Here is a 25,279-nt window from a genome sequence, read left to right as displayed (position 1 = left end):
AAAATTTACAGCTTATTCGCCTTTTGTCTTTTTGATCACTTCTTCAGCAATGTTGTTAGGAACAACATCATAGTGAGAGAATGTCAAAGAAGCAGTTGCTCTACCAGAAGACATTGTTCTCAAATCCGTTACGTAACCAAACAATTCTGAAAGTGGCACACTAGCCTTAATTACAGTAGAAGTACCTTTGGTATCCATACCTTTCATAATACCTCTTCTTCTGTTCAAGTCACCAGTGATAGATCCTGTATAATCATCTGGAGTTACCACATCTACAGCCATAATTGGTTCCATCAATTTAGGGGTAGCCTTTCTAGCCGCCTCTTTGAAACCAAGTCTTGCTGCCATTTCAAAAGAGAGTGCATCTGAATCCACATCGTGGAATGAACCGTGGTACAATCTCACTTTCATTCTCTCTACTGGGTAACCAGCCAAAGGACCGTTATCCATAGCAGATTTGAAGCCTTTCTCAATTGCTGGGATAAATTCTTTAGGAATTACACCACCAACAATTCCATTAACAAACTGAAGACCTAAACCTTCAAATTCATCATCGGCAGGGCTAAGTTCGAATACGATATCGGCAAACTTACCTTTACCACCCGATTGCTTCTTGTAAACCTCTTTGTGCTCTACTAGTGAGTTAACTGACTCTTTATAAGCAACCTGAGGAGCACCTTGATTAACCTCTACCTTGAATTCTCTTCTCAAACGATCCATGATGATATCTAGGTGAAGCTCACCCATACCTCTAAGGATTGTTTGACCTGTTTCTTCGTCAGTATTTACTGTCAAAGTTGGATCTTCTTCAACTAGCTTGGCAATAGCCATACCCAGTTTGTCTACATCAGCCTGAGTTTTAGGCTCAATAGCATATCCAATTACAGGATCAGGGAACACCATAGATTCAAGAACAATTCTATTCTTCTCGTCACAAAGTGTATCACCCGTCTTAATATCTTTAAATCCTACCACAGCAGCGATATCACCAGCGTGCAATTTCTCAATTGCATTCTGCTTGTTAGCGTGCATTTGGAAGATTCTAGAAATCCTCTCTTTCTTATTAGTTCTTGTGTTGTACACATAAGAACCTGAATCTAACATACCAGAGTAAGATCTTACAAAGCAAAGACGACCTACGAATGGGTCAGTTGCAATCTTAAATGCCAAAGCAGCAAATGGCCCATTTGGATCTGGCTTTCTAGTGATCTTCTCTTCAGTATCAGGATCAGTTCCAACAATGTTATCTCTATCTAGAGGTGAAGGAAGAAGTTCCATCACATAGTTCAACATTGATTGAACACCCTTGTTTTTGAAAGCTGAACCACAAAGCATTGGAACGAAGTCCAAGTTGATGGTAGCTTGTCTCAAAGCAGCAAGGATTTCATCTTTGGTGATTGAATCTGGATCTTCGAAGAATTTCTCCATCAAAGTATCATCATATTCAGCGATGGCCTCCAACAGATACTCTCTGTACTCAGCAACATCATCAACCATATCTTCAGGAATGTCGATCTCGCTATAAGTCATACCTTGATCTTCCTCATTCCAAACAATTGCCTTGTTCTCTACTAAATCAACCACTCCCTTGAATGTGTCTTCAGCACCGATAGGTAATTGAAGAGGAACTGCCTTTGTACCTAACATTTCCTTTACTTGCTTACAAACAGCAAGGAAGTCAGCACCAGCACGGTCCATCTTGTTCACAAAACCAAGTCTTGCTACTTTGTAGTTATCTGCAAGTCTCCAGTTAGTCTCAGACTGAGGCTCAACACCATCTACTGCAGAAAACAAGAACACTAGACCATCCAATACACGAAGCGATCTGTTTACCTCTACGGTAAAGTCAACGTGACCAGGAGTGTCAATAATGTTAATGTGGTACTCCTCATCTTTGTAAGGCCAAAACACTGTGGTAGCAGCAGAAGTAATAGTAATACCTCTTTCTTGCTCTTGCTCCATCCAGTCCATGGTAGCAGCACCATCGTGAACCTCACCAATTTTGTGAGAAACACCTGTATAATAAAGGATACGCTCGGTAGTAGTTGTCTTACCCGCATCAATATGGGCTGCAATACCGATATTCCGAGTTAATCTTAAATCTCTTGCCATGATTTGTTTAGGAATTAAAATCTAAAGTGTGAAAATGCTTTGTTAGCGTCTGCCATTCTGTGAGTATCATCCTTCTTCTTCACAGCACCACCTTCTCCTTTAGAAGCGGCAATGATTTCTCCAGCCAATCTCTCTGTCATGGTTTTCTCGCCTCTCTTTCTTGAGAAAGAAATCATCCACTTAATTCCTAGTGATGTTTTTCTGGCAGGTCTAACTTCAGTAGGCACCTGAAAGGTTGCACCACCTACTCTCCTTGACTTTACTTCGACAGAAGGCATGATGTTACTCAATGCTTTTTTCCAAGTCTCAAGACCATTCTCACCAGTACGCTTCTCTACCAATGCTACTGCATCATAGAAAATTCCGTAGGCAATACTCTTCTTACCGTCCACCATAAGGTAGTTCACGAACTTCGTTACCAAAGTATCTCCGAACTTCGGGTCAGGAAGAATATATCTCTTCTTTGGTTTAGCTTTTCTCATTATTAAATAGTGTTATCTTATTTTTTGTCTTTTGGTCTTTTGGCACCGTATTTAGATCTTCTTTGCAGTCGACCATTTACACCGGCAGTATCCAAAGCTCCACGGATGATGTGATATCTCACACCTGGAAGGTCTTTTACTCTACCTCCTCTAATCAATACAATTGAGTGCTCTTGAAGGTTGTGACCTTCACCTGGGATGTAGGCGTTCACTTCTTTTCCGTTAGTCAACCTTACTCTTGCTACTTTTCTCATAGCTGAGTTAGGTTTCTTTGGAGTAGTTGTATACACCCTAGTACAAACCCCTCTTCTCTGTGGGCAGCTATCCAAAGCTGGAGACTTTGACTTCGAAGTCAATTTCTTACGGCCCTTTCTTACTAGTTGTTGTATAGTAGGCATTTACAGAATTTTAGATTTTATTTCCTAGTTACAAATTTTGGACTGCAAAGGTAGTGAAAGGATTCTTAAGAACAAATAGAGAAAAGTAAATTAAAATCATGACGATGAAGCGATTAAAAGGTAGTCGGGCTATTGAGGATAAGAGAATTTCATTGCCTCCGCATCAATCTGTGCAACATTAGGCGTTCACAACCTTATGTGGTATACTAAGATTTTTGAACCAGATTCTATATCATCTTACGCATTTTGACATAGGCTCCATACTATTGCAAAGGAGGATTAAAAAACAAATTCCAATTTGAAAAAAGAATGAGTGTATAAATTATGACAAGTAATAGGCCAGACCAAATCCTCGTTTTGATTGACTTTCGAATATCAAAGAAAAGACCTGCAACTGAAATAACAACTGCAGTTGGAACCCCGATAAATGCTAAATAAATATACTCCTTAATCATTATTGAAGCGACAATTATAGGAAGACCAATAATCAGCATCAAGGCAAGTATATAATACTGCCCCTTCTGAATGGGACTCGATTCTGTCCGGAATGAATTTATTTCAGAACCTTCCTCCTCCAATTCACTTTCAACGGCTTCCTCAAAATTTGAGTCTTGAGTATCAGAAAAAAGTGGTGTCTCAGGTTGGGTTCGAATCTCTGCTTTTGGAGTAGTTAACTTCTTAAGTTCTTGAATAAACAGTCCTTGATCCTCTTCCAACACCTTAATTCTTGCCTTTAATCTTTTCAAATCCTCATCCTTAGAAGCGCTTATTTTCGAAACCTCACTTACCATACCTTCTCTTTCTTCAAGCTTTCCCCTTAACTCTGACATCTCATCATGCATTGATTTATGTTTTCTATTCAACTGAGATTCAATAAAAGGAACTTGTTCTGATTCTTCTAATTGAGAAAATTGCTCAAGAAACACGTTGTCTGCCATACAACTGAGCATCACCCTTTCATCATTGATACCCATTAATTTAAATTTTTGTGCTGATTGTTGCACAGCCACAGAATGATTAGAGTTTGTATCGAAAGCCGTGCTTGAAAGAGCAGAGATAAATGCTTTTTTATAATCGTCCGTAGGAAGAGGTATAAACCTCAGTAGCTTCCCTAGAAGAAAGCTCGGCAAAAAAAACACTGGCACATAAACTGTTCTATCACTTCTTAGTCTATATTTATCAAACCCTATCAAAGTTTTATCAAGAGTTAATCCATAGTACTTTACATCATTCATTGATACAGCCTTAGTACCTCTTAAAAACAAAATAGCTTCACGCAAGAATACGTCATGTTCTAAGAGATGGTCGTCTTTAGGTTGTTTATAATCTAACCCTTTTTCGACTCTAGTTTCATTTCTAAACTTCTCGTACTCCTTAAATGCACTTGTTTCATTTATTATATGTTGATACCCACTCTCTTCTCTTAGACTTTTAAAGTTCGAGTTATAAATTAATACGCCTTTTTCTTTAAGGGAGGCAATATGATGATCAATAATTTCAGTAGGATGCGGAGTTTCATCACCATACTCTAACTTCTGCTCATAATATTTCTTAGAGAAACCGTCAAGATTACCAGATGATAGCAGGGCACTTATTTGATGCTTAGTGAAACTTGTCCTTGCAATGTTTTTATCAAAATCTTTCTTTTTATTGAGTAATTCTTGACGAGTATCAGGTATATAAGTTAATCTGATGTTTAATTTATGATCTCTAATTATTCTGACAATTTGATTGCAAGCATCATCCTCATCGTGTTTATGCAAATTGAGGATTGAGTATAGAAAGTTGGTATCCAAGAAGACAACCCAATCCATAAAATTAAATTCGCTAGCTCTTTCATAAGTCTCCTTATCCATCCCTAGAGAAAAGAATAATTCAGCCTTGTACGCTAGTTTCTGCAAGTAATCTAAATCATCTGAATTCATCACATCAGTGAAATGCTCGACCAAGTCTGTAAAAACACGTTTTTCATTGGGGCTAAAACTATCAATGAATGGTTTTAATATTTGATGCTTAGTCCTCCTTTCAACCTCAGTCAGTTCACCTGATATAATATTTACTGCTCTTCTTCCATACTCATAGAAGCATTCATACATGTATTGAGTAAATGAAATAAGGATTTTTTTGTGTACCTCTGGAGCTAGATTAGAAGAGTCAATTTCATCAATATACTTCCCTATCCGTTTTTGCCTTTCCTCTTGCCTTAAAGCAATACTTCTGCTATGAGCTCTTAAATCAGCAACTCTTGAATCTGAAAGTTTAAACTTGGCATCTGCTATTCTTTCTAGATTACCCTTCTTTAGCATTTGTGAGGCCACACTTTTTAATTCAGCAGGGTCAAACTGAACGTCAAATTCCAATTTTATAAAATCACAAATAGCAGCTATATCCTGAGGTGAGTCTAGGGTATAAACAACGTATTCAATGAGGTTCGCAAGTGCTTCATCTCTATTTTCCGAAGTAACATAACCAAAAGCCTTAATCAGTTTGGCTAATTCCATATCAATTAGTATTGTGCAAAAAAATAAGAATATAAAAAAAGGGTCGCTTTTGCAACCCTTTCTTTTTCCTATTCATATTTGACTTTAAGCCTCTCCGACTGTACCCCCGAAATTCATCGGAAATTTAGGTGGAGCATCAGCCTGTTTTATCTCTCCGAAGTGATCTTCGAACTTATCGATATTATCCTTCAAAGCATATAACAAGCGTTTGGCATGTTCAGGAGTTATAACAATTCTAGACTTAACCTTAGCCTTTGGCACTCCAGGCATCATCTTTATAAAATCTATTACAAACTCGCTGTTCGAGTGAGCAATCATCGCTAAGTTGACATATTGGCCTTCGGCAACTTCTTCCGACAGCTCAATATTCAATTGGTTCTGTTGCTTTTGCTCGTCCTTTTCAGCCATGGCTTAAAGCTCTACTTTTTGTTCTGAAGACTCAGACTGATAAGCTTCTTGTGCGGCCTCAAGAGTTTCTAATTCCTCTTTATTACCAACAATTAGATTATCATACTCTCTCATTCCTGTACCAGCAGGGATCAAGTGTCCAACAATTACGTTTTCTTTCAATCCGTTTAATGTATCAGCTTTTCCTTTGATAGAGGCCTCGCTCAATACTTTAGTAGTTTCCTGGAATGAAGCTGCTGAAATGAAGCTATCAGTACCCAAAGATGCCTGAGTAATACCCTGCAACTTAGGCTTAGATACAGCTGGTTGAGCGTCTCTTACCTCTACCAATTTCAAGTCGCGTCTCTTCAAGCTCGAGTTCTCATCTCTTAGCTCTCTTGGGCTCACAATCTGACCTGGTTTAAGGTTTTCTGAATCACCTGCATCAGATACAACCTTCATATCAAGGATAGCATCATTCTCTTCCATGAAGACGAATTTATCTGCTACCTGACCAGGAAGGAACTGCGTATCACCAGCATCCATGATCTCTACCTTCTGCATCATTTGCTTCACAATAACCTCACAGTGCTTATCATTGATCTTCACACCCTGAAGTCTGTATACTTCTTGAATCTCGTTCACCAAGTATTCTTGTACAGCAGTTGGTCCCTGAATATTCAAGATATCGTTTGGAGTGATGGCACCATCAGATAATGGATAACCAGCTCTCACAAAGTCATTGTCTTGAACAAGGATGTGCTTAGAAAGTGGCACCATGTACTTCTTCTTCACACCGTCTTTAGACTCTACGAAGATTTCGCGGTTACCTCTCTTAATACCACCATATGTTACTACACCATCGATTTCAGAAACTACAGCTGGGTTAGAAGGATTTCTAGCCTCAAACAATTCTGTTACCCTAGGAAGACCACCAGTAATATCTCTCGATTTACCCATAGTTCTAGGAATCTTAGCCAATGGCTGACCAACTTTCACTTTATCTCCAATCTCTACAGCCAAGTGAGCGCCTACAGGAATGTTGTAAGACTTAGAATCGTCTTTATAGTTTACAACTACCGCAGGGTTCTTATTCTTGTCTTTAGTATCGGTGATTACTTTCTCTCTGTGACCAGTTTGTTCATCGAATACCTCTTTGAAGGTAATACCTTCTTCAATAGCATCGAACTCAATAGAACCGTCAAACTCTGAAAGAATTACAGCGTTATATGGATCCCACTTACAAAGCTCTTGACCCTTTTCTACTTTATCTCCCTCTTTCACCTTCAATACGGCACCGTAAGGAACGTGATTAGAGATCAACACTTTCTTAGACTTAGGATCGATCACTTGGATTTCACCAGTACGTCCCATTACAATGTCAATCTTATTGCCTTCATCGTCTGTAGTAGGAAGTGATCTCAACTCTTCGAATTGAATAACACCATCGAACTTCGCCTGAATCATTGCGTCTACAGCAATGTTCGAGGCAGTACCACCCACGTGGAAGGTTCTTAGTGTAAGCTGAGTACCTGGCTCACCAATAGACTGAGCAGCAATTACACCAACTGATTCACCTCTCTGTACCATTTTATTGGTTGAAAGGTTTCTACCATAACACTTAGAACAAACACCCTTCTTAGACTCACAAGTCAATACAGATCTGATCTCTACTTCTTCAATTGCAGACTCATCGAGTTGTTCAGCAATTTTCTCAGTGAACTCGTCACCAGAAGCAATGATCAATTCTTCTGTAATAGGATCATAAATATCATGAACAGATACTCTACCCAACACTCTTTCAGAAAGAGCTTCTACAACATCTTCGTTGTCTTTTAGGGCAGAAACTGTCAGACCTCTTAATGTACCACAGTCTTCTTCATTAACTACACAGTCTTGAGCAACGTCTACCAAACGTCTGGTTAGGTAACCAGCATCCGCTGTTTTAAGGGCGGTATCGGCAAGACCTTTACGAGCACCGTGAGTTGAAATAAAGTACTCCAATACATCAAGGCCCTCTTTAAAGTTCGAAAGAATCGGGTTCTCAATAATAGCTCCTACAGAACCTGCAAGGTTCTTTTGTGGCTTCGCCATTAGACCTCTCATACCACCTAACTGACGAATCTGCTCTCTTGAACCACGAGCTCCTGAGTGCATCATCATATAGATTGAGTTGAAACCTTGACGGTCTTCCTCCATCTCTTGCATCAATCCATTAGTCAACCTAGTATTCACACGAGTCCAGATATCAATTACCTGGTTGTATCTCTCGTTGTCTGTGATTAGACCCATTAAGTAGTTTTGCCATACAGCATCTACCTCTTCTTTGGCACTTTCAATAAGGCCGTCTTTGTTATCTGGAATGTGGATATCATCTAGACCCATTGAAAGACCACCTTGGTACGCCATTTGGAAACCAAGCTCTTTAATATCATCTAGGAATCTTGCAGTTTCTGCAACACCACAAATATTAACTACATTCTGAATAATCTTCTGAAGCTTTTTCTTGGTCAAAAGTTCATTCACAAAACCTACCTTTTCAGGAACAGTTTGGTTGAATAATACTCTACCAGCCACAGTTTCAATCACCTTCTCTACTAACTCTTCGTTCTCACGAACTTTAGTTTTCACATGAATGTATGCATGCTTAGAAAGCTTACCTTCATTCAAGGCAATGATTACTTCTTCTGCAGAGTAGAATCTCATACCCTCTCCTTCAACCTTGAAGTCGTCAGTACTTCTTCTACCTTTAGTTACATAGTAAAGACCCAAAACCATGTCTTGAGAAGGTACCGTAATTGGATTACCATTCGCAGGGTTAAGGATGTTGTGAGAAGAAAGCATTAGCATACTTGCCTCTAACACCGCATCATGACCTAGTGGTACGTGAACAGCCATCTGGTCACCATCAAAGTCAGCGTTAAATGCTGTACATACTAATGGGTGTAACTGAATAGCTTTACCTTCGATCAGTTTTGGTTGGAATGCCTGAATACCTAATCTGTGCAACGTAGGAGCACGGTTAAGTAGTACAGGGTGTCCTTTCAATACATTTTCAAGGATATCCCAAACCACAGGATCTTTTCTATCAACAATTTTCTTAGCCGACTTAACTGTCTTTACAATACCTCTTTCAATCAGCTTTCTGATAATGAATGGTTTGAACAGCTCAGCAGCCATATCTTTAGGAAGACCACACTCATGGAGTTTCAATTCAGGGCCTACTACGATCACCGAACGACCAGAGTAGTCAACCCTTTTACCCAACAAGTTTTGACGGAAACGACCTTGCTTACCTTTAAGCATATCACTTAAAGACTTAAGTGCTCTGTTTCCATCAGATCTTACCGCATTTACTTTTCTAGAGTTATCGAATAGTGAATCTACCGCCTCTTGAAGCATACGCTTTTCGTTTCTCAAAATCACCTCTGGTGCTTTGATATCTATCAGACGCTTCAAACGGTTGTTTCTAATGATCACTCTTCTATACAGATCGTTCAAATCTGAAGTAGCAAATCTACCTCCGTCTAGTGGAACCAATGGTCTCAATTCTGGTGGAATTACAGGGACCATCTTAATAATCATCCACTCAGGACGATTCTCGATTCTAGTTTTTGCATCACGGAATGCTTCTACTACTCTTAGTCTCTTCAAGGCCTCTGCCTTTCTTTGCTGAGAGGTATCTGTAGCTGCCTGGTGACGAAGTGCGTAAGACATTTCGTCTAACTGCAATCTTGAAAGCAACATTTCAAGACCTTCAGCCCCCATTTTCGCGATGAATTTCTGTGGATCTTCATCATCTAGCATTTGGTTCTCACGAGGAAGTTTATCTAGAATATCTAGATACTCATCTTCAGTTAAGAAATCCATGTAGCTGATGCCTTCCTCTTCTTTGATACCTGGCTGAATTACAACGTATCTTTCATAGTAGATAATCTGATCCAGCTTCTTGGTTGGCAAGCCAAGCAGGTAACCAATTTTGTTAGGAAGAGATTTGAAATACCAGATATGAGCAACAGGAACCACCAACTCGATGTGTCCCATTCTTTCTCTACGAACCTTCTTCTCTGTTACTTCAACACCGCAACGGTCGCAGATAATACCCTTATATCTGATTCTCTTATATTTTCCACAATGACATTCCCAGTCCTTCACAGGACCAAAGATTCTCTCACAGAACAAACCACCCATTTCTGGCTTGTAAGTTCTGTAGTTGATAGTCTCCGGTTGAGTTACTTCACCATGTGAAGACTCCAAAATAGATTCCGGAGAAGCCAAGCTAATAGTGACTTTGTTAAAGTCGTTGTTAAGTTTTCTATTCTTTTTAAATGCCATAGCTTTTTTGATTCAATTGTTGTGGCCGAAGCCAAATAAATATGCCTTAGTCTAAGGTAATTTCTAGAGCCAATCCTCTTAATTCGTGAACCAATACATTGAATGATTCTGGAATGTTTGGCTTAGGAATTGAATCGCCTTTAACGATCGCTTCATAAGCTTTAGCTCTACCAATTACATCATCAGACTTAACGGTCAAGATCTCTTGAAGCACGTGAGAAGCACCGAAGGCTTCTAATGCCCAAACCTCCATCTCACCGAATCTCTGACCACCAAATTGAGCTTTACCACCCAATGGTTGCTGAGTAATCAATGAGTAAGGTCCAATAGATCTTGCGTGCATCTTATCATCAACTAAGTGACCTAGTTTCAGCATATAAGCTACACCTACTGTTACTGGCTGATCGAATTTCTTACCGGTTAAACCATCGTATAAGTATACTCGACCTGCTTTAGGAAGTCCTGCAGCTGATAATTCAGCATCTACTTCTTCCATGCTAGCACCATCGAAAATTGGAGTAGCGTATTTCTTACCCAATTTCTCTCCGGCCCAAGCCAAAACAGTTTCATAAATCTGACCAATGTTCATCCTTGAAGGTACACCAAGTGGGTTCAATACGATATCCATTGGAGTTCCATCCTCAAGGAATGGCATATCTTCTTCTCTAACAATTCTGGCAACAACACCTTTGTTACCGTGACGACCTGCCATCTTATCACCAACTTTTAGTTTACGTTTCTTAGCGATGTAAACTTTTGCAAGCTGCACGATACCTGTTGGCAATTCATCTCCTACTTCAATAGTGAAACGCTCACGCTTGAATTCACCAGCGATCTCATTTCTCTTAATGTTGTAGTTCTTCACCATTCTGATGATAAGCTCATTAGTGTGCTCATCTTCTGTCCATCCGTCAAGATTCAAGTCAGCAATCAGGTTTACTTCTTCCTGAACGCTGTAGTTACTCTCATCTCTGTAGATGTTTTTCTCTGGGAAGAGATTGTTAGAAATATTGTTTCTATTGAATTTAACACCTTTAGAAATAATCTCATCTCCAAACTTATGCTTCACTCCTTGAGAAACTTTGCCTTCAAGAAGTTGAACAAGTTTGTCAACCATCTGATTTCTAACAACTGTTAAGTCTTTGCTGTACTGTGCTTTTAGCACTTCAACCTCTTTCTTAGACTTAGCTCTTAGGTCTTTGTCCTTCTTAGGTCTAGAGAAAAGCTTAGTATCGATAACCACACCTCTTAAAGATGGAGAAGCTTTCAATGAAGCATCTTTTACGTCACCAGCTTTATCACCGAAGATCGCTCTCAAGAGTTTTTCTTCAGGAGTTGGGTCAGTCTCTCCTTTAGGAGTGATTTTACCGATTAGAATGTCACCTTCCTTAATTTCAGCACCAACTCTGATTATACCATTCTCATCAAGGTTTTTAACTGCTTCCTCACTTACGTTCGGAATTTCAGAAGTTAACTCTTCTTCACCACGCTTAGTATCTCTTACCTCTAGCTCATACTCATCGATGTGAATAGAAGTAAAGACATCATCTCTTACAACTCTTTCAGAAATTACAATTGCATCCTCAAAGTTGTATCCTTGCCATGGCATGTAAGCCACTTTAAGGTTTTTACCTAGTGCTAACTCACCGTTCTGAGTAGAATAACCTTCACAAAGCACTTGTCCTTTTTGAACTTTATCTCCTTTAAGCACAATTGGCTTAAGGTTGATAGAAGTGTCTTGGTTAGTTCTTCTAAACTTAATTAGGTCGTATGTTCTATATTCAGTATCAAAGTTCACCAACTCATCTTCTTCAGACTGGTTGTACTTGATAACAATTTTCTTAGAATCTACGAAATGAACTGATCCGTTCTCTTCCGCAATTATTAGCGTTCTAGAATCTCTAGCGGCTCTACCTTCCAAACCAGTTCCTACAATTGGAGCCTCTGGTTTCAATAATGGAACTGCTTGACGCTGCATGTTCGATCCCATCAAAGCACGGTTTGCATCATCATGCTCCAAGAAAGGAATCAATGAAGCCGCTACCGATACAATTTGGTTAGGCGCTACATCCATGTAAGAAAGCTCTTTAGGCTCTACTACAGGGAAATCACCTTCGAATCTTGCTTTAACTCTATCGTTTTCGAAATCACCTTTATCACTAATTGGTGCATTTGCCTGAGCTATGTTGTGAGTATCTTCCTCTTCTGCAGTTAGATACTGAACATTCTCTGACATATTCACTTTACCATTGTTCACCTTTCTATACGGTGTCTCAATGAAGCCCATGCTGTTAACTTTCGCATGTACACAAAGAGAAGAGATCAAACCAATGTTTGGACCTTCCGGAGTCTCAATAGTACAAAGACGACCATAGTGAGTATAGTGAACGTCACGAACCTCGAAACCAGCTCTTTCTCTTGAAAGACCACCTGGTCCTAAAGCAGACATTCTTCTTTTGTGAGTAATCTCAGCCAATGGGTTTGTTTGATCCATGAACTGAGAAAGTTGGTTTGTTCCGAAGAATGAGTTGATTACAGAAGACAAAGTTCTCGCGTTGATCAAATCAACTGGCTTGAAGTCTTCATTATCACGAACGTTCATTCTTTCTTTAATGGTTCTAGCCATACGAGCCAAACCAACACCGAACTGAGCATAAAGCTGCTCACCTACTGTTCTTACCCTTCTGTTAGAAAGGTGATCAATATCATCTACAACTGCTCTTGAGTTGATCAAACCGATCAAGTACTTCACAATTGAAATGATATCTTCTGTAGTCAATACTCTTTTCTCAGAATCGATTTCTAGTTGAAGTTTCTTGTTGATTCTATATCTACCAACTTCACCTAAATCATATCTCTTATCTGAGAAGAAAAGCGACTGTATAATATCTCTTGCTGTTTGCTCATCTGGCGCTTCAGTATTTCTCAACTGACGATAGATTTGCTCAACTGCTTCTTTTTCTGAGTTTGAATTATCTTTTTGAAGCGTGTTATAGATGATAGTGTAGTCTGCAATATTGATATCCTCTCTATGAAGGATTACTGATTCTACATCTGCTTCAATGATTAACTCGATATCCTCTTCAGAAAGTACTGAGTCTCTTTCCAACAACACTTCATTTCTATGAATTGAAACTACTTCTCCAGTATCTTCATCCACGAAATCTTCAACCCAAGTTCTTAGTACCCTTGCTGCCAATTTTCTACCTACCGCCTTCTTCAGCTGAGTTTTGTTGGCTTTAATCTCTTCAGAAAGACCGAAAAGATCTAGGATATCTTTATCTGTACCGTAACCAATTGCTCTTAATAAAGTGGTTACAGGGAATTTTTTCTTACGGTCGATGTAGGCGTACATCACGCTATTCACATCTGTTGCAAATTCAATCCAGCTTCCTTTGAAAGGAATAATTCTGGCCGAATAAAGGGTAGTACCGTTAGTGTGCTTACTCTGTGCGAAGAACACACCTGGAGACCTGTGCAACTGAGATACAATAACTCTCTCGGCACCATTCACTACAAATGACCCCTTCTCGGTCATGTAAGGAATATTACCAAGGAACACCTCTTGCTCAATTGTCTCGAAGTCTTCGTTGTCCTCGTCATTACAAGTTAGACGAAGTTTCGCCTTCAATGGCACTGAATAAGTCAGACCTCTATCGATGCATTCAGACACATCATATTTTGGAGGATCGACCAAATAATCAATGAATTCTAATACGAAGTTTTCTCGTGAATCGGAGATTGGGAAGTTCTCAGAGAACACTTTGAAGAGTCCATCTTGAGTTCTTTTGTCGGCAGGGGTTTCTAACTGAAAGAAATCCTTGAACGACTTAATCTGCACATCAAGAAAATCAGGATAATCCAATACTGATTTAATCGAAGAGAAATTTATTCTTTCTGATTGATTTGCTAGAATAGCCAAGGCCGTATAATTTTTGTTTTCAATAATTCAAATTGCACCTGACCGGTGCTGGTAGGAGTTAGACACCTCCCAAGTGTGTACAAACAGGAAAAGACCCGTGATCCCGACCCCTCTAAAGAGGGACTGAGACCAGGGCCTGATCCTTGCCATAATTACTTATGGCTGTTCAAATTACTTAAGCTCTACTTCAGCGCCAGCTTCTTCTAGTTGCTTCTTAAGCGCTTCTGCTTCGTCTTTAGCAACTCCTTCTTTTACAGCTTTAGGAGCGCTGTCTACGATTTCTTTTGCTTCTTTCAATCCTAGGCCAGTAAGTTCTTTTACAAGCTTAACAACAGCAAGTTTAGATCCACCTGGAGCGTTCAATACTACATCGAATGAAGATTTCTCTTCAGCAGCACCTTCGCCATCACCACCAGCAGCAGGGCCAGCTACAGCTACAGCAGCAGCTGCAGGTTCGATACCGTATTCTTCTTTAAGGATATCAGCAAGTTCGTTTACTTCTTTCACAGTAAGGTTTACCAACTGTTCTGCGAATTCTTTCAAATCTGCCATTTTATTAATTGTTATAAAGTTTTAAATCTTAGTTAAATAATTAGTTCTCACGTTCAGACAAAGTCTTAAGAATACCAGCCAATTTGCCACCTGCACCTTGAAGTCCAGAGATAACATTTTTAGCAGGAGATTGTAGTATGGTGATAACTTCACCAATAAGCTCAGCCTTCGACTTAAGCTGGCTCAACATATCTAAATTCTCTTCTCCAATAAAAAGATCAGTGTCGATGGAAGCGCCTTTTAACACTGGAGATTGTCCGCCCGATTTTTTTCTAAATTCCTTGATTAATTTTGCTGGTGCGTTAGCATCCTCACCTGAGAACATAACACCAGAAAAACCTTTTAATACTTTCTCATCGAAAGGGGTATAGTCAGAATCCATCTGCTCCAACGCCTTAGCGATAAGTGTATTCTTTACAACTTTGTACTCGATACCTTTATCGAAGCACAGTCTTCTCAATGAGTTGGTCTGAGCAACCGACATTCCGGAAGCATCAGTGATGTAGAAGTTCATATTGGCTGAAAACTTTTCTACCAACTCGCCTATTACAACTGCTTTTTCTTCTCTAGTCATGATTATAATCCGGAAATAGAGTTTTTATCAACTTTCACACCAGGGCTCTGAGTTGTAGAAAGGTTGATACTTTTAAAGTATGTTCCTTTCGCAGATGCAGGCTTCAACTTAGAGATAGTCTGGATTACTTCATTTGCGTTGTCAGCAATTTTCTCAGGAGAGAAAGAAGCTTTACCAATACTTGTATGAATGATTCCGTACTTATCTACTTTGAAGTCGATTTTACCACCTTTTACATCTTGAACTGCTTTACCCACATCAAGAGTAACTGTACCCGCCTTAGGGTTTGGCATCAAACCTCTAGGACCTAGTACTCTACCTAAACGACCTACTTTCGCCATCACAGTTGGCATGGTGATAATCACATCGATATCTGTCCAACCACCTTCAATTTTAGCAATGTAATCGTCAAGTCCAACGTAATCAGCACCAGCATCTTTAGCCTCTTGCTCCTTATCTGGAGTACAAAGCACCAATACTTTCACTTCTTTACCAGTACCATGTGGAAGGGCAACAACGCCTCTTACCATTTGGTCTGCTTTACGTGGATCTACACCCAATCTAATATCAATGTCTACTGATGCATCGAAACTTGCAGAGTTTACCTCTTTAATGATTCCTGCAGCCTCAGTTAGCGCATATAATTTTGTTGGGTCATATTTACTTAAAGCCTCTTTTTGCTTTTTAGTTAACTTTCCCATGTGTTAAATCTTTAGTTTTCCCAAGGGGCTTTACCTGAAACCTTCAATCCCATACTTCTTGCTGTACCAGCCACCATTTTCATGGCAGACTCAACAGTAAAAGCATTTAAATCCGGCATCTTAACCTCAGCAATCTCCTTAACTTGATCCCAGGTTACACTTCCAACTTTTACTCGATTTGGTTCAGAAGAACCTTTCTTTTGTTTAGAAGCTTCCATCAACATCACCGGTGCTGGAGGAGTTTTAATTACAAAATCAAAAGACTTATCAGAATAAATAGTAACGAGAACAGGTAGAACCTGACCCATTTTATCCTGAGTACGTCCGTTGAATTGCTTACAAAACTCCATAATGTTAAGTCCCTTTGAACCCAAAGCAGGACCTACCGGAGGAGAAGGATTGGCTTGGCCACCCTTGACTTGCAACTTCAGATAACCAGAAATTTCCTTAGCCATCTTAATCTTGTTTTTCGACTTGCATGTAACTTAATTCAACGGGGGTATTTCGACCGAAGATCTTAACCATTACGTTAAGCTTTCTTCTTTCCTCGAAAACCTCCTCAATAGTACCCGTAAAACCACTAAAGGGACCGTCCATAACTTTAACGGTCTCTCCAACTATATATGGAGTATCTAGTTGTTCGTCAAACTCATCAATTTCCTCGACCTTACCTAAGATACGATCGACTTCACCTTGACGCAAAGCAACTGGCGGAGTGGAAGCATTGCCAGCTGAATGACCTAAGAACCCTATGATACCAGGTATATTCTTAATTAAATGAACGACTTCACCGTTTGATAAATCGGCCTGAACCATGATGTAACCAGGGAACATATTTCTGTCTCTTGACTTCTTCTTACCATTTCTGATTTCAAAAATCTTTTCAGACGGAATAAGTACTTGAGGAATTTGCTCAGAGAAATTCTCTTGAACAATCTCGTTATCGAGATACTCCTTCGCCTTACGCTCCTGGCCCGACACAGCCCTAACCATATACCACTTCAGTTCTGACATCGCTCCTTATATTATAGGTTATAAAACCAATCCATGATAGTATCGAACCCTAAATCGATTAAACCGATCACTAGGGCGAAAATCAAAGAGGCCACTAAAACTAATACAGAACTACTCTGGAGCTCTGATAGCTTAGGCCAACTTACTTTGTGTCTCATCTCATCGTATGATTCACTCACAAAGGATACTAATTTACTCATTGGTTTTACTCCTTAATTTTTGCACGGGTGGTAAGATTCGAACTCACGACCTTTGGTTTTGGAGACCACTGCTCTACCAACTGAGCTACACCCGTTTGTTAATGATTTTCAGACAGCAGAATGAAAATCAGTACTTTACAATATTTTAAAAAGCTTTTCTTTCCGAAAAACCATAACACAGCCGCATGAGTAGTGACCCAAAACGGGCTGCAAATGTAGACAAATTTATTTAACAGAACAAACGCGCTTCCGAAAATTCCGAAAACGCGTTTGTCTTAAATATATCTATTATTAGATGATTAGTCTAAGATCTCAGTAACCTGACCAGCACCTACGGTTCTACCACCTTCTCTGATAGCGAAACGAAGACCTTTGTTCAACGCAACAGGCTGAATCAAGTTAACTTCGATTGTTACGTTATCACCTGGCATTACCATTTCGATATCTGCTGGAAGTTTAATCTCACCAGTTACGTCAGTAGTTCTTAGGTAGAACTGAGGACGGTACTTGTTAAAGAATGGAGTGTGACGTCCACCTTCTTCTTTTGATAGAACGTAAACCTCTGCTTTGAAGTGAGCGTGAGGAGTAATTGAACCAGGCTTACAGATAATCATACCTCTTTTGATATCAGATTTCTCGATACCTCTAAGAAGAAGACCAACGTTGTCACCAGCTTCACCTCTATCCAAAATCTTACGGAACATCTCAACACCAGTAATGGTAGACTTAAGGTTTTCAGCACCCATACCGATAATATCTACAGGGTCACCTGAGTTGATAACACCACTTTCGATTCTACCAGTAGCAACAGTACCACGACCAGTGATCGAGAATACGTCCTCAACAGGCATCAAGAAGTCTTTGTCAGTAAGACGCTCAGGAAGTGGAATATAATCATCCACAGCAGCCATAAGCTCTTCGATCTTACCTACCCACTTGTCATCTCCGTTCAAACCACCAAGAGCAGAACCTTGAATAACAGGAATATCATCACCAGGGAATTCGTAGAAAGAAAGCAATTCTCTTACTTCCATTTCAACTAATTCTAAAAGCTCTTCATCATCAACTAAGTCAACCTTGTTCATGAATACAACTAGCGCAGGTACACCTACCTGACGAGCCAAAAGAATGTGCTCTCTAGTTTGAGGCATTGGACCATCAGTAGCCGCAACTACTAGGATCGCACCGTCCATCTGAGCTGCACCAGTTACCATGTTCTTAACGTAGTCAGCGTGACCTGGACAGTCAACGTGAGCATAGTGCCTGTTTGCAGTTTGATATTCAACGTGCGAAGTATTGATAGTGATACCTCTTTCTTTCTCTTCAGGAGCGTTGTCAATTGAAGAGAAGTCTCTTAGTTCAGCAAAACCAGCTTTTGCAAGAACTGTAGTAATCGCTGCAGTTAAAGTGGTCTTACCGTGGTCAACGTGACCGATAGTACCAATATTAACGTGCGGCTTGGAACGGTCAAAGGTTTCTTTAGCCATGATTGTAATTAGTTAATATTAATGTTTATATAATTCTAAAATCAGTCACCCATTTTGGGCACCATATTCAATTCCTCTTGGAGCCAATGACGAGATTTGAACTCGTGACCTCTTCCTTACCAAGGAAGCGCTCTACCCCTGAGCTACATCGGCTTAAATAGCTTTAAGCTCTAAGTTTCATGTTAGAAGTAACGGAACTTAAAACTCAAAACTTTGAACTCAAAGGTTTGAGCGGGTGACGAGGCTCGAACCCGCGACCTACAGCTTGGAAGGCTGTCGCTCTACCAACTGAGCTACACCCGCTTTTAAACTACACACCAAACCTCAAAAATCAATCCCTGACTAGCAGGGATTTGATCTATGATTTTGACGTTAGTCTTGGTGGGGGGAGAAGGATTCGAACCTTCGAAGTCATAAGACAACGGATTTACAGTCCGTCCCAGTTGGCCGCTTTGGTATCCCCCCGAATCAATCTTTAAAAGAACGATTTAAATAGCCTTTACGCGAAAGGGAATGCAAAATTAGACCCTTTTTTATATTAATCAAACAATTGCCACAAAAAGATAATTCTTTTTCTACCTCTTTATAAATATCAGTCTGAGACTCAGCAAACAAGCATTTATAAAAGGTGAAAATAATAGTTAAACATTCGCAAAAGTCTCAAGTGGTTTACTCTCTCACAATAAAAATAGTTACCTATATTTGTGCGATTTGGAACGGTGAATTTTTCACTTTCCTTTAAGTCTCAGAACAAACCTGAATTGATGTATCGCACGGAAACTGCTGCTGGAGATCAAGTCGAAATTTCTTTTGAAGGCAACAAGCCTTTATTTAATGGCTCTCCTATTAATTGGTCTCTTATAGAAGAAAAAAGTAAGAGATACCTTATATCTAAAGACCACAAGAATTTCAAATGTGAAGTTCTTAGTTTGGATCAACTCACCAAAACGGTGGAGATTAAAATCAACAAGAACATTTACACCATTAGCCTTAAAGACAAAATGGATGTTTTGCTAGAGCAAATGGGTATAGACATGGTGGCTGCTAATGTGGTAAATGATTTAAAAGCCCCTATGCCAGGCCTTGTTCTTGAAATACCAGTTTCGGTAGGTCAAGAAATAAAGAAAGGCGACCAGCTCATTATTTTGGAGGCTATGAAAATGGAGAACGTACTAAAAGCCGTTGGTGATGGCGTTGTAAAGAGCATTGAAGTAGGCAAAGGAGATAGCGTAGAAAAGAATCAAGTACTTATAAAGTTTTAACAATAGATGTCTTATAAAAGGATATTACTAAAACTGAGCGGAGAAGCTCTAATGGGTGACCAGAATTATGGAATTGACTCTAAGAGGCTCGAACAATACGCTTTGGAAATTCAAAGGGTGAAAGAGCAGGGAGTTGAAATTGCCATAGTTATTGGTGGTGGCAATATATATAGAGGCGTTCAGGCTGAAGCTTCAGGAATTGACAGAGTTCAGGGAGACTACATGGGCATGTTAGCTACAGTAATTAACGCTATGGCTATTCAGAGTGCATTAGAAAAGCACGGAATGTACACAAGGCTGATGTCGGGAATCAAAATGGAGGCTGTTTGTGAGCCATTCATTAGAAGAAGAGCAGTAAGACACCTAGAAAAAGGCAGAATAGTTATTTTTGGTGCTGGTATTGGCAACCCTTATTTCACAACAGACTCTACCGCCAGTTTGAGGGCTATTGAGGTTGAAGCTGATGTTGTACTGAAAGGAACTCGTGTAGACGGTGTTTACTCTGCCGACCCAGAAAAAGACCCTTCGGCCGTAAGGTTTGAGAAACTTAGTTTTGATGAAGTAATTCAAAATGGTTACAGTATCATGGATATGACAGCCTTTACGCTTTGTCAAGAAAACAATGTGCCAATCATTGTTTTTGACATGAATAAACCTGGAAACCTCGAGAGACTGGTGACAGGCGAAGAACAAGTAGGAACGCTTATTAGTTAAAGAATATCATGGAAGAGATTGAGATATATCTGGACGCTGCCCGAGAAATGATGGAAAAGGCAGTAGTACACACAAAAGCAGAACTTGCTAAAATTAGAGCAGGCAAAGCTATGCCTAGCATGCTAGATGGCCTCAGAGTTGAGTATTATGGAAACCCAACACCTGTTAGCCAAGTAGCTTCGGTATCTACCCCAGATGCCAGAACCATTTTTATTAAGCCTTGGGAAAAAGCTATGGTTGGCGAAATTGAAAAGGCCATCATTAACAGTGATTTAGGTTTAAACCCTCAAAACGATGGAGAGAATATTATCTTAAATATTCCACAACTCACTGAGGAAAGAAGAGGCCAACTAGCAAAACAAGCTAAAGCTGCCACTGAAGATGGTAAGATTAGCATAAGAAATGCTAGAAAAGAAGCTAATGACGAACTTAAAAAACTTCTAAAGGACGGAGTTTCTGAAGATGCCGTTAAAGGAGCTGAAGAAGAAGTTCAAGAGCTTACCGATAAGTTCGTTAAAAAAATGGACGAGCTTTATGAGCACAAGGAAAAAGAGATAATGACGGTGTAAATGTGGTAACCTCTAATCAAAAACTTAAAAGCACTCTAGTAGTGCTTTTTTTTATTTAAAAATATACGTTTTTAAAAACTGCTCTGAAGAAAGCACCGGAATCTCAGCAAAGTAAAAATCATCAAGGTTTTCTGTTACAATACATTTGCAGCCAGCCTCTACCGCTGCATAATACTGAAAACCATCTTCTACATCCTGCACCTTTGGATTTAACAAAGCTTTATTAACCGCTGCTTTATCAATTTTGGCAATTGAAAGGTGTTCGTAGATAAGCGCAAGTTTCTGCTTAGCCATTTGCTTACCTGATTTTTTTGTAGCGAAATAAAAACCAATTGCTAAGCACAAAGGGCTCGTGTATAACTCTACTCCTTTCAAGCTTCCCGAAGAAAGCACTCTAGAAGAATAAGTAAAAAGTGGATACTCTTTGTTCAGTACCGAAACAATCACATTTGCATCTACAAAAGCTTTTAGCATTACTTCTACTTCTTCTCGTAGAAATCTGACTTAGGGATTTTTCGCGACTTGGTATGATATTCGGCCTTACCTTCGGCAACTTCGTTTACCCAATCTGCAATTGGCAAACTGTCTAAGGACTTATAATCCTTAGATACGATTTGACTATACAGGTATTCTGTAAGGCGAGACAAACTGATATTATGTTGCTCAGCAAATGCTTTTGCTGAAGATATTACTTCCTTGTTGAAACTGAGTGTAACCTTTGCATCCATAACTCTAATGTTATACGACAAAAATATAATTTTTATACGTAAAAAAAAGAAGCTTGGTAAAGTCACTTGCGATTCGCCTCCTTTACCTACCAACTCAACACCAATAATTCACAACTCGTTACAAAAAAATTTTCTACTAACAACCTCTTCACTATCTATACCTTGTGAAGGTATCAAACTCATATTTTCTCTATTTGTATAAAATACCATTTTAGTCAGATTCATTTTTTATACATTTAATGAATAAATAGAATACTATGAAAGGAACCAACTTAGGAGAGTTTGAAGAGATAGTACTATTAACCATTGCTGCCCTTATGGAAGAAGCCTACAGCGTAGCAATATGTGACGAAATAGAAAAGGTTACTGGGAGAAAGGTAAAGCTAAGTGTAGTTCATGCCGTGCTTAACAGATTGTCAGATAAAGGTTATGTGCAATCTGAGCTCGGTGCCCCTACTAAAGAACGTGGTGGACGCAGAAAGCGCTTCTTCTATGTTACGCATGCGGGCAAAGTTGCACTAACAAAATCTAAAGAACAGCGAGACCAATTGTGGAGTCTTATCCCAAGTTTCAACCTAAAATTTACTTGAAGAATAAAAAGACCATACCGCCAAAATGGGCCGATCGCTTTCTAGAGTGGTACTGTAAGCCTTCGTTATTTGAAGACTTACAAGGCGACCTTTATGAACACTTCTACAGGCACATAGAAGATAAGGGAATTAGAAAGGCCAAGCTCATTTTCGTGTTGAACGTCTTTAAATTCTTCAAACCTTATACAGTCAAAAAACTCAATTTTCTGAATAAATTAACTCAATTCATCATGTTCAAGAATTACTTCAAAACCTCTTTTAGGAGCATTGCTCGAAACAAACTGTTCTCCTTTATCAATGTATTTGGCTTGGCGGTAAGCATGTCGGTATGTCTCTTAATGATCACCCTACTTACTGAAGTTAAAAGTTACGAGAAGTTTCATGCCGATGCTTCCGACATATACAGGGCAACCAATTTATATCAATACCTGGAAGAGGAGCCTAACCTTTTTGCCTCTACCTCAATCATTGCTGGTAAAAGAATAAAGGAAGAAATTGCTGGAGTCGAAGCTGCCACCATTATGCGAAGAAACTTTGCAGGCGATTTTGAAAATGACAATCAGAAGTTTGCCCTCAGAGGTATTTGGGCCGATGAAAGCTTCTTTGACGTTTTCTCCTTCGAAGTAATTTATGGAGACAAAGACCAAGCATTGACCAACCCAAAGTCTCTGGTTATTACAGACGAAACTGCTCTAAAAATATTCAATCAACTCAATGTTGTTGGAGAGACTTTGTTGAAGGGAGATGAACCATATCAGGTTACTGCAGTGGTAAAAACGCCACCATTCAACTCGCATATTAAGTTTGAGGTTATTGGGTCGTTTTCAACACTAGATCAGGCTCAAATGCAGAGAAACGCTACAGGTTGGTTGAGCTGGCAAAACATGTGGATGAACTACACCTACTTTAAAGTAGCCGATGGACAGTCAATAAAGAACATTCAAGCTGCTCTTGACAAAATAAGTATCGACCAAAACTCAAGAGAAAAGTACACCTCTATTCAATTGGGAGCTCAACCTATACTAAAAATAATGACAGGACCGCAAATATCTAACAGCCTCGGCATGAATATGGGAAGTGAAACATTATGGATCTTAGGCATTCTATCTTTTGTGGTTATTCTATCTGCAGGCTTTAACTATACCAACCTCTCTATAGCGAGGTCTTTAAGAAGAGCCAAAGAAGTTGGAATTAGGAAAGTGGTTGGCGCAAAACGGGGGCAAATATTCTCGCAGTTCACAGTTGAGGCCTGCATTATCTCCATCTTTTCACTCATACTTGCCTATGGAGGGTTTCTACTAATCAAGCCATTATTCTTAAGCCTTAATCCTGAAATGTCTAGGATGCTTCAGCTCAAGTTAGAACCAATTACAATTATCTATTTTGTGCTGTTCGCAATTCTTGTTGGCTTCGCTGCTGGTTTGCTCCCGTCTTTAGTGCTTTCTAAACTCAAGGCTATACAGGTTTTAAAAACCACTTCCAACACCAAGCTATTCTCTAGTGTAAGCCTTAGAAAAGCGCTGATAGTTATTCAGTTCACGTTGACCCTCGGCTTCATTATTTCTGCTAATGTGGCTTATAATCAATTCAAATACTCCGTGAATTTTGACAAAGGATTTAACGGGGAAAACATAATTACAATTGGCCTAGCAGGCAATGACCCAGAACAAGTAAAGACTCTATTTGAGCGAATTCCGGAAGTAGAACAAATATCTATGGCTGCCATGGTTCTTGGCACAGGAGAAAGATGGGGAGACGATTTGAAATACAAAGACCCGCTTGACTCTACCACCATATATTACTCTTCGGTAGACCAGAACTACATCCCTATGCTGAAGCACAATTTAATTGCTGGTAGCAACTTCCTTAGAACACCAACATCTGATAATGAGTCCGAGATAATTGTGAATGAAACACTTTTAAAAAGATTCAATATTGGTACGCCACAAGAAGCTATTGGAGAACAGGTACTTGTAGGTTCTAACAAGCTCACTATAATTGGTGTGGTTGAAGACTTCCATTATGCCCCCATTAACGAACCAATCGAGTCTTTCGGCTTTAGGCAAAACCTAGAAGATATTCAATTGCTTAACCTTAAAGTGAACAGCACTAACCTTGTGGGCACAATGGATAAACTGAGAGCTGCCTGGGAAGGCTTTGACGAAGTTCATCCTTTTGAATCTCGTTTTCACTCAGAACACATCGCAAGAGCCTACGACACTTATGAACTCATGTTCACGATTGTAACCTTCTTAGCTTTTGTAAGCATTTCTATTGCATGTTTAGGCCTATTAGGAATGGGAGTTTATACAGCAGAAACGCGCATGAAAGAAATTAGCATCAGAAAAGTGCTAGGAGCATCAGAAAGCAGTCTTATACAGTTATTAGTGAAGGGCTTTATGTATTTACTTCTCATTGCCGCAGTTATTGCCATCCCAGCCACCTACTATTTGTTCGATAGTATAATCTTAGCCGATCAAGCAAACAGAATCTCAATTGGTCTTAATGAAATGGGACTAGGTGTTCTATTTATATTCTGTATTGGGTTTTTAACCATTAGCTCACAAGTTTGGAAAGCCGCCAAGGCCAATCCTTCTTCTACATTAAGGAGCGAGTAAATGACCGAATAATCCGAGCTAATGCGTAAGCTCTTACCTACACATTAAACAACATAAATAATGGCGATCAGTCTTGAATCGCCATTTTGTTTTATTGAATGTTATATATTTAATCCATTTAGTCTTCATTTAA

21 protein-coding genes and 4 tRNA genes are annotated in these 25,279 nt (G+C 39.4%); 5 read left to right on the top strand and 20 right to left on the bottom strand.

Going from position 1 to position 25,279, the window contains the following annotated elements; all coding sequences use genetic code 11:
* Nucleotides 1-12: 12 nt before the first annotated feature.
* The 18 genes from fusA to AWW68_RS11580 form a co-directional block, all read right to left on the bottom strand.
* Nucleotides 13-2,112, bottom strand: a complete 2,100-nt coding sequence (gene fusA / locus AWW68_RS11665; RefSeq protein WP_068221222.1) for an elongation factor G — start codon at nucleotides 2,110-2,112, stop codon at nucleotides 13-15.
* Between the two features lie 14 nt (nucleotides 2,113-2,126).
* Nucleotides 2,127-2,594: a 30S ribosomal protein S7 gene (gene rpsG, locus AWW68_RS11660; RefSeq protein WP_068221221.1), complete on the bottom strand. Its 468-nt coding sequence runs from the start codon at nucleotides 2,592-2,594 to the stop codon at nucleotides 2,127-2,129.
* A 17-nt stretch (nucleotides 2,595-2,611) separates the two neighbouring features.
* Nucleotides 2,612-2,992 (bottom strand): 30S ribosomal protein S12, encoded by a 381-nt coding sequence (rpsL, locus tag AWW68_RS11655; protein WP_068221218.1) that lies wholly within the window; start codon nucleotides 2,990-2,992, stop codon nucleotides 2,612-2,614.
* A 263-nt stretch (nucleotides 2,993-3,255) separates the two neighbouring features.
* On the bottom strand, nucleotides 3,256-5,493 hold the full coding sequence (locus tag AWW68_RS11650; protein ID WP_068221215.1) for a hypothetical protein: 2,238 nt from the start codon (nucleotides 5,491-5,493) through the stop codon (nucleotides 3,256-3,258).
* 84 nt (nucleotides 5,494-5,577) lie between these two features.
* On the bottom strand, nucleotides 5,578-5,901 hold the full coding sequence (locus AWW68_RS11645) for a DUF3467 domain-containing protein (protein WP_068221213.1): 324 nt from the start codon (nucleotides 5,899-5,901) through the stop codon (nucleotides 5,578-5,580).
* Nucleotides 5,902-5,904: 3 nt separating this feature from the next.
* Nucleotides 5,905-10,215: a DNA-directed RNA polymerase subunit beta' gene (rpoC, locus tag AWW68_RS11640; RefSeq protein WP_068221211.1), complete on the bottom strand. Its 4,311-nt coding sequence runs from the start codon at nucleotides 10,213-10,215 to the stop codon at nucleotides 5,905-5,907.
* Between the two features lie 46 nt (nucleotides 10,216-10,261).
* Nucleotides 10,262-14,131 carry a DNA-directed RNA polymerase subunit beta gene (gene rpoB, locus AWW68_RS11635; protein WP_068221385.1) on the bottom strand — a complete coding sequence of 1,290 codons (3,870 nt, stop codon included), beginning with the start codon at nucleotides 14,129-14,131 and terminating at the stop codon, nucleotides 10,262-10,264.
* A 177-nt stretch (nucleotides 14,132-14,308) separates the two neighbouring features.
* A complete protein-coding gene (gene rplL / locus AWW68_RS11630; protein ID WP_068221204.1) occupies nucleotides 14,309-14,689 on the bottom strand; it encodes a 50S ribosomal protein L7/L12 in 381 nt (126 codons plus the stop codon).
* A gap of 40 nt (nucleotides 14,690-14,729) precedes the next feature.
* Nucleotides 14,730-15,263, bottom strand: coding sequence for a 50S ribosomal protein L10 (gene rplJ, locus AWW68_RS11625; protein ID WP_068221202.1), 534 nt, complete (start codon nucleotides 15,261-15,263; stop codon nucleotides 14,730-14,732).
* 2 nt (nucleotides 15,264-15,265) lie between these two features.
* Complete coding sequence (gene rplA, locus AWW68_RS11620) at nucleotides 15,266-15,964, bottom strand: 50S ribosomal protein L1 (protein ID WP_068221201.1); 699 nt, start codon at nucleotides 15,962-15,964, stop codon at nucleotides 15,266-15,268.
* Between the two features lie 11 nt (nucleotides 15,965-15,975).
* Nucleotides 15,976-16,419, bottom strand: coding sequence for a 50S ribosomal protein L11 (gene rplK, locus AWW68_RS11615; RefSeq protein WP_068221200.1), 444 nt, complete (start codon nucleotides 16,417-16,419; stop codon nucleotides 15,976-15,978).
* Nucleotide 16,420: 1 nt separating this feature from the next.
* Entirely contained in the window at nucleotides 16,421-16,978 is a 558-nt protein-coding gene (gene nusG, locus AWW68_RS11610) for a transcription termination/antitermination protein NusG (protein WP_068221198.1), read from the bottom strand.
* Between the two features lie 11 nt (nucleotides 16,979-16,989).
* Nucleotides 16,990-17,178, bottom strand: a complete 189-nt coding sequence (secE, locus tag AWW68_RS11605; RefSeq protein ID WP_068221195.1) for a preprotein translocase subunit SecE — start codon at nucleotides 17,176-17,178, stop codon at nucleotides 16,990-16,992.
* A 22-nt stretch (nucleotides 17,179-17,200) separates the two neighbouring features.
* Nucleotides 17,201-17,273 (bottom strand) — tRNA-Trp (locus tag AWW68_RS11600).
* Nucleotides 17,274-17,477: 204 nt separating this feature from the next.
* A complete protein-coding gene (gene tuf, locus AWW68_RS11595) occupies nucleotides 17,478-18,665 on the bottom strand; it encodes an elongation factor Tu (RefSeq protein WP_068221192.1) in 1,188 nt (395 codons plus the stop codon).
* A 78-nt stretch (nucleotides 18,666-18,743) separates the two neighbouring features.
* Nucleotides 18,744-18,818, bottom strand: a tRNA-Thr gene (locus tag AWW68_RS11590).
* A 77-nt stretch (nucleotides 18,819-18,895) separates the two neighbouring features.
* Nucleotides 18,896-18,968 (bottom strand) — tRNA-Gly (locus AWW68_RS11585).
* 76 nt (nucleotides 18,969-19,044) lie between these two features.
* Nucleotides 19,045-19,130 (bottom strand) — tRNA-Tyr (locus tag AWW68_RS11580).
* A 299-nt stretch (nucleotides 19,131-19,429) separates the two neighbouring features.
* Between AWW68_RS11580 and AWW68_RS11575 the strand changes: the two genes are divergently transcribed.
* Genes AWW68_RS11575 through frr form a run of 3 tightly spaced genes read left to right on the top strand, consistent with a single transcriptional unit; the run spans nucleotide 19,430 to nucleotide 21,210 of the window.
* Complete coding sequence (locus AWW68_RS11575; RefSeq protein WP_068221187.1) at nucleotides 19,430-19,927, top strand: acetyl-CoA carboxylase biotin carboxyl carrier protein subunit; 498 nt, start codon at nucleotides 19,430-19,432, stop codon at nucleotides 19,925-19,927.
* 6 nt (nucleotides 19,928-19,933) lie between these two features.
* Nucleotides 19,934-20,641, top strand: coding sequence for a UMP kinase (gene pyrH, locus AWW68_RS11570; RefSeq protein ID WP_068221185.1), 708 nt, complete (start codon nucleotides 19,934-19,936; stop codon nucleotides 20,639-20,641).
* Nucleotides 20,642-20,649: 8 nt separating this feature from the next.
* The gene (frr, locus tag AWW68_RS11565) at nucleotides 20,650-21,210 is read left to right on the top strand and encodes a ribosome recycling factor (protein WP_068221183.1); all 561 of its coding nucleotides are present in this window, start codon (nucleotides 20,650-20,652) and stop codon (nucleotides 21,208-21,210) included.
* A 51-nt stretch (nucleotides 21,211-21,261) separates the two neighbouring features.
* Here the strand turns inward: frr and AWW68_RS11560 are convergent, their stop codons facing one another.
* Together AWW68_RS11560 and AWW68_RS11555 are read right to left on the bottom strand one after the other, a co-directional pair.
* The gene (locus tag AWW68_RS11560; RefSeq protein WP_068221181.1) at nucleotides 21,262-21,684 is read right to left on the bottom strand and encodes a type II toxin-antitoxin system VapC family toxin; all 423 of its coding nucleotides are present in this window, start codon (nucleotides 21,682-21,684) and stop codon (nucleotides 21,262-21,264) included.
* Nucleotides 21,685-21,689: 5 nt separating this feature from the next.
* A complete protein-coding gene (locus tag AWW68_RS11555; protein ID WP_245660232.1) occupies nucleotides 21,690-21,959 on the bottom strand; it encodes a DUF6364 family protein in 270 nt (89 codons plus the stop codon).
* Nucleotides 21,960-22,195: 236 nt separating this feature from the next.
* On the opposite strand from AWW68_RS11555, the gene AWW68_RS11550 reads away from it, so the two are divergent.
* Together AWW68_RS11550 and AWW68_RS11545 are read left to right on the top strand one after the other, a co-directional pair.
* On the top strand, nucleotides 22,196-22,528 hold the full coding sequence (locus AWW68_RS11550; RefSeq protein WP_068221177.1) for a PadR family transcriptional regulator: 333 nt from the start codon (nucleotides 22,196-22,198) through the stop codon (nucleotides 22,526-22,528).
* Nucleotides 22,525-25,146: an ABC transporter permease gene (locus AWW68_RS11545; protein WP_068221174.1), complete on the top strand. Its 2,622-nt coding sequence runs from the start codon at nucleotides 22,525-22,527 to the stop codon at nucleotides 25,144-25,146. Before AWW68_RS11550 ends, AWW68_RS11545 begins: the two co-directional genes overlap by 4 nt.
* Nucleotides 25,147-25,279: the final 133 nt, after the last annotated feature.

The sequence above is a fragment of the Roseivirga spongicola genome (genome assembly GCF_001592965.1).
GTDB classification, from domain to species: Bacteria; Bacteroidota; Bacteroidia; order Cytophagales; family Cyclobacteriaceae; genus Roseivirga; species Roseivirga spongicola.
The sequence above is the reverse complement of the archived record's forward strand: the minus strand, read 5'-3'. Positions and strand labels throughout refer to the sequence as shown.